The sequence below is a fragment of the Shimwellia blattae DSM 4481 = NBRC 105725 genome (genome assembly GCF_000262305.1).
GTDB lineage: Bacteria > Pseudomonadota > Gammaproteobacteria > Enterobacterales > Enterobacteriaceae > Shimwellia > Shimwellia blattae.
Genome location: NC_017910.1, coordinates 2,246,538 through 2,261,240, shown reverse-complemented (window position 1 = coordinate 2,261,240; position 14,703 = coordinate 2,246,538). Strand labels below are relative to the sequence as shown.

At 51.8% G+C, this 14,703-nt stretch carries 16 protein-coding genes and 5 pseudogenes; 18 read left to right on the top strand and 3 right to left on the bottom strand.

The genetic code is table 11. The annotated features are described in order from the left end of the window. Positions 1-84: 84 nt before the first annotated feature. The 17 genes and pseudogenes from EBL_RS10590 to EBL_RS10515 form a co-directional block, all read left to right on the top strand. Positions 85-1,119: a DNA cytosine methyltransferase gene (locus EBL_RS10590; protein ID WP_002440505.1), complete on the top strand. Its 1,035-nt coding sequence runs from the start codon at positions 85-87 to the stop codon at positions 1,117-1,119. Continuing rightward, positions 1,112-1,795 (top strand): hypothetical protein, encoded by a 684-nt coding sequence (locus tag EBL_RS10585; protein ID WP_002440507.1) that lies wholly within the window; start codon positions 1,112-1,114, stop codon positions 1,793-1,795. Before EBL_RS10590 ends, EBL_RS10585 begins: the two co-directional genes overlap by 8 nt. Before the next feature lie 203 nt (positions 1,796-1,998). Then, positions 1,999-2,439, top strand: coding sequence for a hypothetical protein (locus EBL_RS10580; RefSeq protein WP_002440510.1), 441 nt, complete (start codon positions 1,999-2,001; stop codon positions 2,437-2,439). Between the two features lie 270 nt (positions 2,440-2,709). Continuing rightward, a complete protein-coding gene (locus EBL_RS10575; RefSeq protein WP_002440512.1) occupies positions 2,710-3,162 on the top strand; it encodes a recombination protein NinB in 453 nt (150 codons plus the stop codon). Beyond that, positions 3,155-3,325, top strand: coding sequence for a NinE family protein (locus tag EBL_RS20585; protein WP_126298260.1), 171 nt, complete (start codon positions 3,155-3,157; stop codon positions 3,323-3,325). The genes EBL_RS10575 and EBL_RS20585 overlap by 8 nt, the downstream gene beginning before the upstream one ends. After that, positions 3,318-3,905, top strand: a complete 588-nt coding sequence (locus EBL_RS10570; RefSeq protein ID WP_002440513.1) for a recombination protein NinG — start codon at positions 3,318-3,320, stop codon at positions 3,903-3,905. Before EBL_RS20585 ends, EBL_RS10570 begins: the two co-directional genes overlap by 8 nt. Before the next feature lie 11 nt (positions 3,906-3,916). Next, positions 3,917-4,585, top strand: a complete 669-nt coding sequence (locus tag EBL_RS10565; protein ID WP_014716057.1) for a hypothetical protein — start codon at positions 3,917-3,919, stop codon at positions 4,583-4,585. Positions 4,586-4,894: 309 nt separating this feature from the next. Beyond that, entirely contained in the window at positions 4,895-5,143 is a 249-nt protein-coding gene (locus EBL_RS10560) for a class II holin family protein (protein WP_002440515.1), read from the top strand. Positions 5,144-5,166: 23 nt separating this feature from the next. Next, complete coding sequence (locus EBL_RS10555) at positions 5,167-5,646, top strand: lysozyme (protein WP_373278392.1); 480 nt, start codon at positions 5,167-5,169, stop codon at positions 5,644-5,646. Next, positions 5,643-6,110: a lysis protein gene (locus tag EBL_RS10550; protein WP_002440517.1), complete on the top strand. Its 468-nt coding sequence runs from the start codon at positions 5,643-5,645 to the stop codon at positions 6,108-6,110. Before EBL_RS10555 ends, EBL_RS10550 begins: the two co-directional genes overlap by 4 nt. Positions 6,111-6,433: 323 nt before the next feature. Further along, positions 6,434-6,979, top strand: a pseudogene (locus tag EBL_RS10545) (KilA-N domain-containing protein). A 124-nt stretch (positions 6,980-7,103) separates the two neighbouring features. After that, entirely contained in the window at positions 7,104-7,349 is a 246-nt protein-coding gene (locus EBL_RS10540; protein ID WP_002440519.1) for a DUF2560 family protein, read from the top strand. A 1-nt stretch (position 7,350) separates the two neighbouring features. Continuing rightward, positions 7,351-7,737, top strand: coding sequence for a hypothetical protein (locus tag EBL_RS10535; RefSeq protein WP_002440520.1), 387 nt, complete (start codon positions 7,351-7,353; stop codon positions 7,735-7,737). A 2-nt stretch (positions 7,738-7,739) separates the two neighbouring features. Then, positions 7,740-8,084, top strand: coding sequence for a DUF1737 domain-containing protein (locus tag EBL_RS10530; protein WP_002440521.1), 345 nt, complete (start codon positions 7,740-7,742; stop codon positions 8,082-8,084). An 8-nt stretch (positions 8,085-8,092) separates the two neighbouring features. Then, the gene (locus EBL_RS10525; RefSeq protein WP_002440522.1) at positions 8,093-8,614 is read left to right on the top strand and encodes a terminase small subunit-like protein; all 522 of its coding nucleotides are present in this window, start codon (positions 8,093-8,095) and stop codon (positions 8,612-8,614) included. Next, entirely contained in the window at positions 8,565-10,025 is a 1,461-nt protein-coding gene (locus tag EBL_RS10520) for a phage terminase large subunit family protein (protein WP_002440523.1), read from the top strand. Before EBL_RS10525 ends, EBL_RS10520 begins: the two co-directional genes overlap by 50 nt. A gap of 2 nt (positions 10,026-10,027) precedes the next feature. Beyond that, positions 10,028-10,282: pseudogene (locus EBL_RS10515) on the top strand (portal protein); the annotation flags it as partial. A gap of 8 nt (positions 10,283-10,290) precedes the next feature. On the opposite strand, the pseudogene EBL_RS19955 reads toward EBL_RS10515, so the two are convergent. From EBL_RS19955 to EBL_RS10505, 3 genes and pseudogenes are all read right to left on the bottom strand, one after another. Then, positions 10,291-10,506, bottom strand: a pseudogene (locus EBL_RS19955) (integrase core domain-containing protein); the annotation flags it as partial. A gap of 7 nt (positions 10,507-10,513) precedes the next feature. Beyond that, positions 10,514-11,584, bottom strand: coding sequence for an IS110 family RNA-guided transposase (locus tag EBL_RS10510; protein WP_002445664.1), 1,071 nt, complete (start codon positions 11,582-11,584; stop codon positions 10,514-10,516). 210 nt (positions 11,585-11,794) lie between these two features. Next, positions 11,795-12,747: pseudogene (locus EBL_RS10505) on the bottom strand (IS3 family transposase); the annotation flags it as partial. A 72-nt stretch (positions 12,748-12,819) separates the two neighbouring features. On the opposite strand from EBL_RS10505, the pseudogene EBL_RS10495 reads away from it, so the two are divergent. Continuing rightward, a pseudogene (locus EBL_RS10495) lies at positions 12,820-14,691 on the top strand (portal protein); the annotation flags it as partial. Positions 14,692-14,703: the final 12 nt, after the last annotated feature.

Sequence of the window (14,703 nt, the reverse complement as noted above, 5' to 3'; positions counted from 1 at the left end):
ACTGGGGATCAACACCATTTTCGACGAGTGCCGTGCCAACTGGCAGGGCTACCAGATTCATAAAATTTTTAGCGGGGTGCGGGCATGAGCGCTACCGCCTATTACAACGAAATAGACCAATTTGCAGCTCAGTGGCTGCGTAACCTGATTGCTGGCGGTCATATTGCCCCAGGCGAAGTAGACGAAAGGAGCATTGAAGATGTCACACCTGACGACCTCAGAGGATTTACACAGTGTCATTTCTTCGCCGGAATTGGTGTCTGGAGCCTCGCATTGCGGCGGGCAGGATGGCCTGATGATAAGCCCGTCTGGACTGGTTCCTGTCCGTGCCAGCCTTTCAGCGCGGCAGGCAAAGGTGATGGGTTTGCTGACGAGCGGCACCTTTGGCCCTATCTCTTCCATCTCATCAGCGAGCGCAGACCTCAGCATGTCTTTGGCGAACAGGTTGCAAGCGGTAACGCAAATGCATGGTTCGATCTTGTACAAGCAGACCTGGAAGCAGTGGGCTACGCCTTTGGGCTTGTGCCGTTCACGTCAGCGGGCATCGGTGCGCCGCACATCAGAGAGCGGGCCTACTGGGTGGCCAACGCCGACAGCGTCATCAGTGACTGGCGCGGGAACGTCAGGGCGCCAGGGCGGGATGAATATTCAAACAGCGGCGATGATGTCCGGCTGGCCGACGCCGGTCGCGAACATAAAGGATCAGCCAGAAACACAGAGAGGGCTGGAGAATCTTGCCGGGCTGGTGAAGATGGCGGGCTGGGTAACTCCAACATCGCGCGACTGGAAGGACTCAGCGGGAATGACGGCGCAGCGGGACGGGAAGGCACGACTGGACCAGCTTCCGCGCCAGGCGTACACATGCGGCCCCTTGAGGTTAACGGTTTTTGGCGAGATGCGGACTGGCTCTTTTGTCGGGATGGAAAGTGGCGTCCAGTTGAACCCGGCACATTCCCGCTGGTTGATGGGGCTACCGCACGCATGGGACGAGTCGAGCCCGGGGTGGCCAGAGTGGCAAGCCGCAACAGGGTTGGCCGCTTAAAGGGGTACGGGAATGCAATCAACGCCGAAGCTGCCAGGGCTTTTATCACTGCATATATGGAGGTCAGCCATGACTGAAATCACAGAACTGACACAAGAAACTGCCCGCGAATCGGGGAATATTTTGATTATCGTCGCTGCACGTATGGATCGCCGCGAGTTTTTTACACCATTGCATGCCCTCTGTGAGTCCGGGAAAAGAGTCGTTAGCACCAGGGCGTTGTGTGATGCCGTAGAACGCGCAGAAGAGCGTATGGTTAGCCAGGTTTCGAAAATTGTTGATGGTCACGACAGGTTGACCAAAAAACTGAAGGAGGCTGAATCCCGAAATGCTGAGCTGGTAGAGGCACTGGAGAAGACGCAGCAGCGCATAGCCGAGCTTGAGGCCCAGGTAGAGCAAATGAAATCTCGCGAACTGGTTATCTCACCTATAACCCTGGCTGAGGCGCTGGCGGAATATGAGAAAAAACTACCGTGGGTAGAGTTGATAAAAAACCTGGCCGCCAGAAACACAGGCATTCATAGCCAGGATGTTCTGTTCATCGCAGAGGTATACGAACGTTATATCGCCGCTGTCTCCCCGGAAAACATGCGCCAGATGCTGGCGGAACTGGATGCCGCCCGCCATCGTATCGCCGAGCTGGAGTCCCGCACCGTGAAGCTGCCACAGGAAGTTAGCGCCGGTGGTCAGGGCTATCAGGAACAGGTGGAGCGGGCGCTGGGCGATGCAGGCATCAAGTGGGAGGCTGAGTAAATGGCTGTTACAAAAATGCTTTGTGTTAGCTCGACAAAACCTGACTTGTTTACACCGGGCACTATATACGACTCAGAACCACGCGGTGCTGATATTTGCATTTGTGGCGACAACCTCGTTTGGTACGAAATGAGCCAGCGTATTGATGGACTGTGGTCCCTAATCGGTTTTCGGCAGTCAATATTGTTCAGGGAAGCCAACCAATGACCAGCAAATTAACAAGAGATGAACTCAACGATGTTGTCGCAACATACGGAAAAAGCCACGTCGCCCATCGAATGGCTGCTGAATTGTTGGCCGCAATGGACAGCGAGCCGGTGGCGTTGCGCTGGCGACGGGATGATAGCGATGCGCGATGGACATATGCATCCGCTCGTAAAATGCCTGAATTTATTGCGGCGGGGTTTACGAAAGAGAATGGCGTGGATATCGAGTATCTTTACGCAGCCCAACAGTCAGCACCGGTAGTGCCGGAAGAAAAGCCAATGCCAAATACACTGAGCATGTACGCCGTTGATGCAGTAGCTGCTATTGCCGAAGTGAGGGGCTGGAACGCCTGCCGTGCCGCCATGCTCGCGGGGAATGAACCTGTAAGCCGGGCTTACAAGTTGGGCCAGGCCGACATTACAGGTCATAACGGATAGCGCCGGACATAACGGATAACGCTACGTTGATAACGGATAATCGTAGACAGTAATCAGCAAACCCGCTCCGGCGGGTTTTTATCTCCTGTTGATTTTAAATTATCACCTGGTATTATTTACAGTATCGGCCTGAACAACCGGTATCGGAGCAACGCTGTGCTATGGAGAGGAAACCATGGCCCAGCTATTTATCAATATTCCCCACTTACTGACGCTACCCGGCGCCAGCGACTTTCTGCTATCAGCGTTCAGCCTCTGCGGAGGTGATGCGTGAAACAGCAATACACGCTCATCAACGATGCTATTAAGCGCAACGCGATAGCACATATCCAGTCGTTACCTGTAGATTCCCGATCGCCCCTGATTGTTGAGGCTCGGGAAGAAACCCGCACAGAAAAACAAAATCGCCTGATGTGGCCATTACTGAAAGATCTGTCTGAGCAGGTCGTTTGGTATGGCGAAAAGCTGGAGCGTGAGCAATGGAAGGATCTCATTACCGTTCTGGTAAATCAGACCCAGAAGGGGGAGTCGCAAAAGTCAGCGCCAGGCATTGGTGGCGGACGGGTGTATTTCGGCGTTCGAACGTCTAAATCCAGCAAACGCTATCTATGCGACGTCATCGAGGCCATTTATTGGTTCGGTACTGAGCATAATGTGACGTTTAGCGATAAGTCAAAACAGCGCATTGAGTGGGCACAGCGCTGGGGAGAAACCCATGCGTAGCCTCATGGCCAGCGTTATCGAGCGCAACATTTTCAGAGTCCGGGCCAGACGAAAGGCGCGTCCTGAATTAAATCCCTCGCAGATCCCCACATTCAACTATTCAGCACACCTGGCTGATGTTCGCTGGCTGCGTCACGCTGCGCGGAGGAAAAACCATGGCTAAGCAACCACGTCGCAAGTGCAAAGTCTGCCATGAGTGGTTTCATCCGGTTCGCGATAACCAGATCGTTTGCACACTGGAATGCGCCCGCGTTAACGGCAAGAAAGAAAATGACATTGCAAAAGCGGTGGCTCAGCGGGAAAAGAAAAAGGCTGAGAAAGCAGAGCGCGCTCGCTGGCGTGAAAAGAAAGAATCAGTAAAGCCGCTGAGTTATTTTGCTCGGCAGGCTCAACAGGCATTCAACAGTTACATTCGCTACCGGGATCGGGATCAGCCATGTATCAGTTGCGGGCGATTTCATGACGGTCAGTATCACGCTGGCCATTTCCGCACCACCGGCGGCAACCCCGAACTCCGGTTTAACGAGGACAACTGCCATAAGCAGTGCGCCCCCTGCAATAACCATCTTTCAGGAAATTTAACGGCATACCGTCCCGCACTCATCACCAAAATAGGCCAGGCACGTTTTGATGCGTTGATGGGACCACACAAGCTACCGAAGTGGACAAGAGAAGACTATATCCGCATCCGGGATGAATACCGGGCAAAACTCAAAGAGCTGAAACGCCAGGAGGCCGCGTGAACAGTGCTGACATGAATAATTACCAGAAAGCCTCGGTACAGCGTGCCGACCCTAACAACCCCTGGATTAAACTGTCTCAGGCTCCACGCCGTTCGTATCTGGGTAAATACCAGCGCATTACTCCGGCACAAAACCGCTGGGTTCGTTCACTACTCAATCTCTGGGGGAGCGCATACGGTGGCAGCGGAACCGGGCATTTATCCTGCGGTGGGGGGTTGTGGGCTATGGCGTTATCCGGCTGGACGGTAGAGCAACAGGAGCAGATCACTGATGTACTGGCCGGGTTGCGTAAAATCGGTTACAGCGGTGATGAGCTGATGAAAAAGGCCAGGGTGCTGATATGCCCGAAAAAATCATTGTCCGTGCTGATTGGAAATGCTGGTGATGAGGAGGAGGCAGCATTTATGGAGGCTATCATTCTCAAATCGTTCGGGCAGGGCAATCCGGTATATGAAATTGGCCGTGACTATTACACCTGGCGAAAAACGATTAACGACATGGCCCGGTGGATGCAGTTTTATTACGCACCATTTCTGACTGAAAAGCAGTGTATTGATCGGGTTCGCTGGTGTATCGAATTATTCAACTCTGCTGTCTTCTTTACATTAAAAGCTGAACTTGGATACGAAAATGAAGAAACTCGTAAAAAAGACTTGAAAACAAGTTTTGAAACTGCATAATTTATATATGCTTCGCAAAGCTGTGTCGCAAGCGACCTTAAAGAAATGAATTTAGAAAAGCCCGCCACCGTGCGGGTTTTTTATTGCTAAAAATATGGCCTCGCTTATGCGGGGCTTTTTCGTATCTGGCCCACTGCGTGACGGGCTCATAACCCAATCCATGCAGGTGCCTGCACTGCAATGCGGGCACTGGGCCACTTTTTCAGGTCCCTGACAATCACCCTCAGATACCCCATATCCCGCAGTGTCAGCGGGCCTTATTTCTCTATTTTTCCACACACAGCCTCAGCTACAACAGCGAGGTGAGAGATGAAAATCAAAATGCCAGACAAAATTGCCTCAGCCGTGGGGTACTGCACATCAGGCAGCCTCATATGCTGGGGCGGTATTGCCAGATGGATGCATGATCTCGACTGGAATTTAGTTGCAGTGGTCGGCGGCTTCATTATTGGCCTGCTGACGTTCTTCGTGAATTTCTACTTTAAACGCCGCCAGACGCGCGCCTATGAGGCAGCGTTAGAGCGCGGCTATGTCACCCCTCCGCCGCAGGAAAAATAACCATGGGCAACCTGATTAAAAAGATGTCGGCGGTAGCCGCTGCCGGTGGGAGTGCTGTTGCTATTGCGACCATGCTGATTACCGGCCCAACGGGCCATGATGGCCTGGAAGGGGTACGGTATCGGCCCTATCAGGATGTGGCTGGCATCCGGACAGTCTGCTACGGGCACACCGGCAAGGACATCATCCCCGGCAAAACATACAGCCAGGCGGAGTGCGATGAGCTGCTCAGTCATGACCTCGCCACCGTGGCGCGCCAGATAGCCCCCTATATCCGCGTTCCGGTGCCGGAAACCACCCGGGGGGCGCTTTACTCGTTTGTCTATAACGTTGGCGTCGGGAACTTCAAGACCTCTACGCTGCTACGGAAAATCAACCAGGGCGATATCCACGGTGCCTGTGATCAGCTGCGTCGCTGGACCTATGCCAGTGGCAGGCAGTGGCAGGGTCTGATAACCCGTAGAGAGATAGAGCGCCAGGTCTGTTTATGGGGTGACAAATGAATATCCGCTACACAGTGCTGATTGCGGCGTTCCTGATTGCAGTCGCCGGTGGGCTGATATGGTCGGCTAATCACTATCGCGATAAATATCTGGCTGAACAGAAACGCGCCGATATCGCCGAACTGGGTCTTAAATCAGCCACAGCCACCATCACCGACATGACAACCCGGCAGCGCGATGTTGCTGCTCTGGATGCCAAATACTCCCGGGAATTAGCCGATGCACAATCTCAGATTGAAACTCTGCGTGGTGATGTCGCTACTGGCAAGCGTCGGTTGCAGCTCGCAGCCACCTGCACCCAAAAAGCAAGCACCACCGGAGCCGCCAGCCTGGATGATGGCGAATCCCCCCAGCTTACAGCCGATGCTGAGCTCAATTATTGGCGTCTCAGAGCCGGAATCGAAACCATCACAAAGCAAGTGACCGGATTGCAGCAATACATCCGGGAACAGTGCTTGAACTAACGGAGGTGAACATGCGGGAAGAAGAGCGCCGAAAGCTTGATCCCTTAAATCGCCTGCGATAGCGGGGGAAGGCATCCGTAACCACCTTAAAGAATTGTGTAACTCCGTAAGGGGGTGATCACATCTTGCTGACGGGTAAGCCGTAAGTGGCAAAGCAACGCTGTGAAGCGTGGCGAACGCTGCGAACTCCAATCCTGCGCATCTCACGCGCATATCAATCGAGATCCTTTCAGTAAGCGAGCCTGAGAATAGCCGTTGTAGGTGGCGACCTCTCTCGGGCGGCTTTTCTGTGAGACAGGCTCACTTTCTAAAAGGTAAACGCAATGACACATCAAACTGTGAATGTTTATGGATTATCTGTCCGTGTTGATGGTGATGGCCGGTACAACCTAAACGATTTACATGCTGCTGCAGTGGCGAATGGAGAGGCTACAGAGTCTCAGCGGCCAAACAAATTTATTCGTAGTGCCACTGTTAAGCGTTTTGTTTCAGCATTGGACTCCAGAGGACAAAAATGTCGTCTGGAAGAAAATCAGTCACTTAGCATTGTGAATGGCGGGGCAACTCAGGGAGTGTGGGGTGCTGAGTTACTGGCTATACGTTATGCCGCCTGGATTAAACCTGAGTTTGAAATCCAGGCCTACGAAACATTTCGTGAAGCAGTTATTTCCGGCCTCAGCAATATGAACCGGCTTAACCGTCTGGATTTGATTATTGCTACTGAAACAAAAGAAGTCAGTAACTGTGCGAGAACCATGAATAAGTAGGGCGTTGGCGGCCGAAAAAAAATACTGGCAGCTGCGCGCGAAAGGCTGGTTGATCAACTTGACCCTGACATGGTTGCGCTGATGGAAGGCAAAGCAGTCTGATTTATAAAATTCTGACAAGGCTATCTATCAGGTGGCCTTCGCAGAGTTTTGTATAGGTTTATGACGTAGCGTGTGTCGGTATTCCCCGGCCCCATACTTAATCAACCAGCAGGATATTCCAAAAATGGTAGAGATTACTCAGATGACCGAAGAGCAGCAATTCAAGCTGGAAGTATACAAACTGGTTCTCAATCAGAATGCAGCCGCCGAAGAGGCATTCCAGTTTATTGGCACTGATCAGTTAAAACTTGAACTGTTCAAAATCCACTATAACGCAGGTGGCTCTAACCCTGATACCACTTCGCGCACCGTTGAAGCGGTACGTAAGGCTAAAGAGGTTCTGGGCCTGTTTACTACCACGGCGGCCTGATATGGCTAAAACGAAGTGGCCTAAATTACCTCGGTTCTTCGTGCCATTGTTCCATTGCGCCAATGTTTATCTCTGTCGGTCAAAGGATGAATGGGAGCAGGCATGTCATCACCTCGGTGTGGATGCAGGCGGCAATGAAATGCTTGCTGGAGCAACGCAGACATATTGCAACACTGAGACTGGCGAAAATCTTTACCTACTCGGCGTATTCAATGGAGACATTGCCACGCTGGTTCATGAGTGCGCTCACGTAGCGTTCTATATCTGCCGAGATGTAGGTGTCACGACCTATCCTGGCGATGCCAACGAAACATACTGCTACATGCTTGATCGCATGTTCAGCCATTTTGCAGAACACTTTAAAAATAACATGGCGGAAGGAGAATAATCATGCCAGTAACCAGTATGCAGGCAGCGACGGCGGGGAGTGCAGTTGATCTGGTAAACGTTGTCACGGCCAACATGGCAAATAATTTTTACCCATTCGGCTCACTTAAGTCCGTTCATGCCACCGTTGGTGGAAAGGTTGAGTATTTTCAGCAAATCGGAGCAGGGATAACCCGTGTTAATCGATATGAAATTGTGGTCAGCAATGACCGAGCTGAATTTACCGAAAAAGTTAATGGGCTACTGAGTTCAGGATGGGCATTGCTTGGCGATATGTGCATTACTCAGCTAACACCTGGGCGCACATGCCAGTATGCACAGGCATTAACAATGACATTTCCAAGTTAAGGTGATTTATGGGTGACGAAACGAATAAAGGCGGTCGCCCATCGGATTACACAGAAGAGTTAGCGGAAACAATCTGCCTGAGACTGGCGGAGGGTGAATCACTGCGCTCTGTCTGTCGTGACGATGAGATGCCGTGTAAACAAACAGTGCTGAGATGGATTAGCCGAATCCCTGAGTTTCGCGCCCAATACGTGCGAGCTAAGGAAGAGGGGGCTGAAGCTCTGGCCGAGGAATTGTTCGACATTGCCGACGATGGATCTAACGACTGGATGGAAAAGCTGGATAAAGAAGGCAATGCCATCGGCTGGCAGCTCAATGGAGAGCATGTCCAGCGCTCACGACTCCGTATAGATACCCGCAAATGGTATTTGTCGAAAATCATGCCCAAAAAATATGGCGATCGCATTCAGCACGACCAGACGATTACGCTGGCCGACCGTTCAGATGACGACATTGATAAGCGAATAATGGAGCTGACGAATGGACAAGTTGCCGTTGCTTCCGGGGATGACCAAGAGCCAGAAGATTGAGCTAATCCAGTTGCTGGAAGAAAAGCAGAGACGGGAGAGTGTCTATCGTTATCGGCGCTTTTACAACACTCGTTACCCATGGCAGAAGAAGTTCATCGGGGCCACGGCTGATTACACTCAGGTAGCCCTCATCGCAGCCAACCGAACCGGTAAGACCGATACAGGGACAGGGATAGACGCTATCCATGCAATGGGTGATTACCCTGAAGGATGGTCTGGTCACAGATTCGATCATGCTCCGTTGATCTGGTGCCTGGGATATTCAGGTGAGAAATGCCGAGATCTTCTACAGACGCCAATCCTCGGGCGAAAGACTGATGCGGGATGGCAGGGCGGCCTGATACCTGGTGAGCTGATTATTGATACAGAGCCAATGCAGGGTACTCCCAATGCGGTTAGATCTGCATATATCCAACACAAGTCAGGTCAGCTAGCAAAAATCCAGTTCTGGTCGTATTCACAGGGCCAGCACGCGCTCATGGGTGATGCTGTAGACTGGTTCCATATCGATGAAGAGCCGAAAGACCCTACGATTTATCCTCAGGTGCTAACGCGAACGGCAACCGGCGACCGTGGAAATGGTGGACGCGGTATTCTGACATTCACCCCAGAGAATGGTCGCACAGAATTAGTTATCGCATTCATGGATAACCCAGCGTCCGGGCAGTACTGCATGAATGTCGGGTGGGATGATGCGCCTCACCTGAGTGAGAAGGTAAAGAAAGACCTTCTGGAGTCCTACCCACCGCATCAGCGCGACATGCGCACCAAGGGGATCCCGATGCTGGGTCATGGTCGAATATATGACTTGGGTGAGGACTTTATTAAGTGCGACCCGTTCCCAATCCCCGATCACTGGCTGGTTATCGACGGCATGGACTTCGGTTGGGACCATCCACAGGCTCACGTGCAACTGGCATGGGACATTGAGAACGAAGCGTTTTATCTCACCCGCGCATACAAAGCTAGGCAGGTATCACCGGCAGAGGCATTTAGCAGTGTCAAATCATGGTCTGAGAATGTCCCCACAGCATGGCCGCCTGATGGATTGCAGACCGAGAAAGGTTCAGGGTTACAGCAGAAATCGTACTACGAGGAAGCCGGATTCCAGATGCTCCCCGAGCATGCGCAGTGGGAGGATGGTAGCAGGGCGGTTGAGCCTGGTCTGTTCGAACTGTTTGATCTGATGCGGCGAGGTAAATTCAAGGCGTTCTCCGGGCTGCGTGACTTCTTTGAAGAGTACAACTTCTACCATCGCGACGAGAAAGGAAAGATTGTGAAGGTTCGTGACGATATTCTCGATGCCGTCCGGTACGCCTACATGATGCGTCGCTATTCAATTCGTTATGCCGATATAAAGAATCCTCCCGTTGAAGAGGATGTCTACGTCCCTTCATCTTCAGGCTGGTAAACATGGCAGAAACATTAGAGAAAAAACATGAGCGCGTGATGCTCAGGTTCGACCGTGCGTACACGCCGCAACAGGATGTACGCGAGAAATGCATTGAGGCTACCCGTTTTGCTCGCGTCCCAGGCGGGCAATGGGAAGGCTCTACAGCAGCAGGGACTAAACTCGATGACCAGTTTGAGAAGTATCCAAAGTTCGAGATTAACAAGGTAGCGACAGAGCTTAACCGCATCATTGCTGAGTATCGAAATAACCGCATCTGTAGTGGTCAACTAAAACTGGCCACGGGTTTAGAGTTTTTCCAGTATCGGTTTTCCGATTCGTTTGGGGGTAACCCACCGTTATAGTCATGCGGCCTTAGCGAGCTGTAATACCCGACGATATAGTCTGTGATCGCATGAGCTGCTTCGCTAAAGTTTATATAGCCTGTCACTGGCACCCACTCGTTTTTCAGACTTCTGAAGAAGCGTTCCATCGGGCTATTGACGCTCCTATGTCAAGAGCGGGCGATTGGCATAGGCGAGGTCCGATAAAATCAATGGATAGAGTTCACGGACGATGTAGCGTTTCAGGCATCTCAGGATCTCTTTGGTCGACAACCCTTCACCCGTTCGTCTGTTTACATAGATTTTTGTGCGCGGATCACTACGCATACGCACAAGGGCTATTGTCCACAGGGCGTTGTTAGCTTCACGTGAGCCTCCGCGGTTTAATCTGTGCCTGACAGTTTTTCCTGATGATGCTGGTAACGGATTTACACCACAGAGCGAAGCCAGAGCCGCTTCATTTTTTAAACGTTCGGGGTTATCACCTGCAACGGCCAGCAGCGTCGCAGCCGTCTGTGGGCCTACCCCAAACTGGCTACGAAGATTACTGGCATATTTGCGGGTCAGTTTATCCAGAGATTCGTCCAGTTCATTCAGCTCTTCAGTCAGGACTATCCATCGTTTAGCAAGACTTCGAAGCGTGCTACACAGGGCTATCCGTAAGGGGGAGTACTCTGACACCTCGCTGTTAATGCAGGCGGTTACGCATTCGTGTGGTTTCGATTTCCAGAGTTTGTCGCGAACATCCTGAGGGGCACTCACCAGCAGCGCACGAAGCTGATTAATCGCCTGCGTGCGGGCTTTTACTGCACTGCGTCGGGCAACACTGATAATCCGGAGAGCTTCACACGCGCCGGACTGCATTTTTGGTATGGCCTTGCTGCTCCCTGAAAGTACTGTCCGGGCTGCATTCTCTGCATCCAGAGGATCTGACTTCCCTTCAAGGCGGCGTTTTGAGCGATCTGGCCGGTTAACTTCAACAACATAAATACTATTCTTAATGAGAAAACGTGTTAACGCAGCGCCATACGTCCCGGTTCCCTCAATGCCAGCTCGTTCGAGGATCCCAAAAGAGCGAGCCCAATCAAGTAGTTCAAGATAGCCCGTTTGATTTGTTTGAATAATACGGGTGCCAAGCAGTTTACCTGCCTGACTGATAACAGCACCGACATGAACATCAAGGTGTGTATCGACACCCAGGATCACGCTTTCAGGAGATTGACAGTCATTTTGCATGGTTTGCCCCCAGATATTGGTAGCACAACCATCCCCATCGCCGGACAGGACACTCGGGATGCAGCACAAAGCTCCTATCAGGTCACAAACGCTGGGCCCGGCTATGCCCGGGAAATACCTGAATCGGACGACAGGTCAACACAAAGGCATCTGGGCCAATCCCAGCACGGGTCAGTCCGATCCGGTATTTGAAAGTATATTAGAATGAGTATCCCAACAGTTTCCGCGTCGACTCATACTTTGCCTGATCCGGTAACGCCACAATAACTGCCGGAACTGCCTGCTTGTGTAGTGGCTACCCTGGTCACTGTGGAACATCACTCCCGCTGGTTTACCTCGGGTTTCCCACGCCATTTCCAGTGCTTTGATGGTTAACCTGCTGTCCGGTGAGAATGACATTGCCCAGCCTACCGGTTTCCTGGCGAACAAATCGAGAACAACGGCGAGGTAAGCCCAGCGGCTGCCTGTCCAGATATACGTCACATCGCCGCACCACACCTGATTAGGCTCTGTCACTGCGAACTGTCGCTTAAGGTGATTTGGGATAGCGATGTGTTCATGACCACCACGTTTATACCGGTGGGTGGGTTGCTGACAACTCACCAGCCCCAGTTCTTTCATGAGCCTGCCGGCAAGCCAGCGTCCCATTCTGAAGCCTCTCAGGGTTGCCATAATGGCGATACTTCTTGCACCAGCAGAGCCATGACTGATGTTATGCAGCTCCAGAACCTGACTACGTAATACAGCCCGCTTGCCGTCTGGCTTTTCGGGGTTTTTCACCCAGTATTTGTAGCTGCTGCGATGAACCCCGAACACGTGGCAGAGTGTGGCCACAGGATACTGCGCTCTGAGTTTCCCGATTAACGAGAACTGTTCAGGGAGTCTGACATCAAGAGCGCGGTAGCCTTTTTTAATATGTCGTTTTCCATTTCCATGCGTTGTAGCTTTTTCTTTAGCTCACGTATTTCAATCTGTTCCGGGGTTATAGGGGAGGCTTTAGGTGTTTTGCCCTGTCTTTCATCCCGCAACTGCTTTACCCATCGCGTCATGGTAGAAAGCCCCACATCCATAGCACTGGCCGCAGCTGCAACGGTGTAGTTCTGATCAAGAACCAGTTGAGCGGATTCGCGTTTAAACTCTGCGCTGAAATTTCTTTTTTTCATTGGGACACCTGTATTGTTCTGAGATGAGCATATCACCTCTGTTCAGGTGGCCAAATTCAGTAAACCACTACAATCACCGTTAAGTTTCGTCCTGGTGACAAAGAGGCTAGTGAAGAGTTAGCCAACAAGCTGAATGGCCTGTTCCGCGCTGACTACGAAGAGACTGATGGTGGAGAGGCTTGCGATAACGCATTTGACGACGCCGCAACGGGTGGATTTGGCTGCTTCCGCCTAACCTCGATGCTGGTCAACGAATACGACCCGATGGATGAGCGCCAGCGCATAGCTATCGAGCCGGTATATGACCCTTCACGCTCCGTATGGTTTGACCCTGACGCGAAGAAGTACGACAAGTCAGACGCTCTATGGGCGTTCTGCATGTACTCACTTTCGCCTGAGAAGTACGAGGCCGAATATGGGAAGACACCTCCAGCTTCTCTCGATGTAACCACAATGACCAGTTGGGAATACGACTGGTTTGAGCCTGATGTTGTTTACATCGCCAAGTATTACGAGGTGCGCAAAGAGTCTGTAGATGTAATCAGCTATCGCCAGCCAATCACTGGCGAGATTGCTACCTACGACAGCGACCAGATTGAAGATATCGAAGATGAGTTGGCTCTTTCTAGATTCCAGGAGGTTGCGCGTCGCTCAGTTAAGCGCCGCCGTGTTTATGTATCAGTGGTGGATGGTCATAACTTCCTTGAGAAGCCTAGACGCATTCCAGGCGAACATATCCCGCTCATCCCGGTATATGGTAAACGCTGGTTCATCGACGATATTGAGCGCGTAGAAGGTCACATTGCGAAAGCTATGGACCCGCAGCGCTTGTATAACCTGCAGGTTTCAATGCTTGCCGACACGGCAGCGCAAGACCCTGGGCAAATTCCTATTGTCGGCATGGAGCAAATTCGAGGGCTCGAAAAGCATTGGGAGGCTCGCAACAAGAAGCGTCCTGCGTTCCTGCCACTGCGTGAGGTGAAGGATAAGGCTGGAAACATCATTGCAGGTGCTACCCCAGCAGGTTACACGCAGCCGGCAGTCATGAATCAGGCTCTGGCAGCGTTACTGCAGCAGACCAGTGCAGACATTCAAGAAGTAACTGGCGGGAGCCAGGCAATGCAGCAGATGCCTAGCAATATCGCACAGGAAACGGTTAACAACCTGATGAACCGCGCAGATATGGCATCGTTCATCTACCTGGACAATATGGCTAAGAGCCTGAAGCGAGCCGGTGAGGTCTGGTTGTCAATGGCTCGTGAGGTTTACGGTTCAGATCGCGAGGTGCGTGTTGTCAACGAAGACGGAACAGATGACATTGCGCTGATGAATGCGCAGGTTGTTGACCGACAGACTGGACAAGTTGTCGCACTGAATGACCTTTCAACCGGTCGTTACGATGTCACCGTTGATGTCGGGCCAAGCTATACAGCACGGCGTGACGCAACAGTTGCAGCGCTAACAAGCGTGCTGAGCACCATGGCACCTCAAGACCCAGATGCCGGCATCATTCGCGGCCTGATTATGGAAAACATGGATGGCGAGGGTCTTGACGATTACAAGGAATACAACCGTAACAAGTTGCTTACCGCAGGAATTGTCAAGCCACGCAATGCCAAAGAGCAGGCACTTGTTCAGCAAGCTCAAGCAGCAGCGCAAAGCCAGCCAGATGCGAATATGGTTCTGGCGCAAGCTCAAATGGTTGCAGCTCAGGCCGAAGTACAGAAAGCCAACAACGAGACAGCACAGACTCAAATCAAAGCATTCACCGCACAACAGGATGCAATGGAGAGTCAGGCCAATACCGTATACAAGTTGGCTCAGGCCAGAAATATCGATGACAAGGCAGTTATGGAGGCCATCAGGCTTCTTAAAGACGTGGCCGAGTCTCAACAGCAACAAATCCCATCACCACAGTCACCGGCAGACTCACTGCCGAGTTAATCAGGAGTAATC

What these genes read in the sequence shown, in the direction of transcription:
- EBL_RS10585 (WP_002440507.1), top strand. Translation starts at nt 1,112, where the DNA reads ATGACTGAAATCACAGAACTGACACAAGAAACTGCCCGCGAATCGGGG.
- EBL_RS10510 (WP_002445664.1), bottom strand. Translation starts at nt 11,584, where the DNA reads ATGCAAAATGACTGTCAATCTCCTGAAAGCGTGATCCTGGGTGTCGAT.
- EBL_RS20585 (WP_126298260.1), top strand. Translation starts at nt 3,155, where the DNA reads ATGCGTAGCCTCATGGCCAGCGTTATCGAGCGCAACATTTTCAGAGTC.
- EBL_RS10525 (WP_002440522.1), top strand. Translation starts at nt 8,093, where the DNA reads ATGGGTGACGAAACGAATAAAGGCGGTCGCCCATCGGATTACACAGAA.
- EBL_RS10590 (WP_002440505.1), top strand. Translation starts at nt 85, where the DNA reads ATGAGCGCTACCGCCTATTACAACGAAATAGACCAATTTGCAGCTCAG.
- EBL_RS10535 (WP_002440520.1), top strand. Translation starts at nt 7,351, where the DNA reads ATGGCTAAAACGAAGTGGCCTAAATTACCTCGGTTCTTCGTGCCATTG.
- EBL_RS10560 (WP_002440515.1), top strand. Translation starts at nt 4,895, where the DNA reads ATGAAAATCAAAATGCCAGACAAAATTGCCTCAGCCGTGGGGTACTGC.
- EBL_RS10555 (WP_373278392.1), top strand. Translation starts at nt 5,167, where the DNA reads ATGTCGGCGGTAGCCGCTGCCGGTGGGAGTGCTGTTGCTATTGCGACC.
- EBL_RS10540 (WP_002440519.1), top strand. Translation starts at nt 7,104, where the DNA reads ATGGTAGAGATTACTCAGATGACCGAAGAGCAGCAATTCAAGCTGGAA.
- EBL_RS10520 (WP_002440523.1), top strand. Translation starts at nt 8,565, where the DNA reads ATGGACAAGTTGCCGTTGCTTCCGGGGATGACCAAGAGCCAGAAGATT.
- EBL_RS10570 (WP_002440513.1), top strand. Translation starts at nt 3,318, where the DNA reads ATGGCTAAGCAACCACGTCGCAAGTGCAAAGTCTGCCATGAGTGGTTT.
- EBL_RS10530 (WP_002440521.1), top strand. Translation starts at nt 7,740, where the DNA reads ATGCCAGTAACCAGTATGCAGGCAGCGACGGCGGGGAGTGCAGTTGAT.
- EBL_RS10550 (WP_002440517.1), top strand. Translation starts at nt 5,643, where the DNA reads ATGAATATCCGCTACACAGTGCTGATTGCGGCGTTCCTGATTGCAGTC.
- EBL_RS10565 (WP_014716057.1), top strand. Translation starts at nt 3,917, where the DNA reads ATGAATAATTACCAGAAAGCCTCGGTACAGCGTGCCGACCCTAACAAC.
- EBL_RS10580 (WP_002440510.1), top strand. Translation starts at nt 1,999, where the DNA reads ATGACCAGCAAATTAACAAGAGATGAACTCAACGATGTTGTCGCAACA.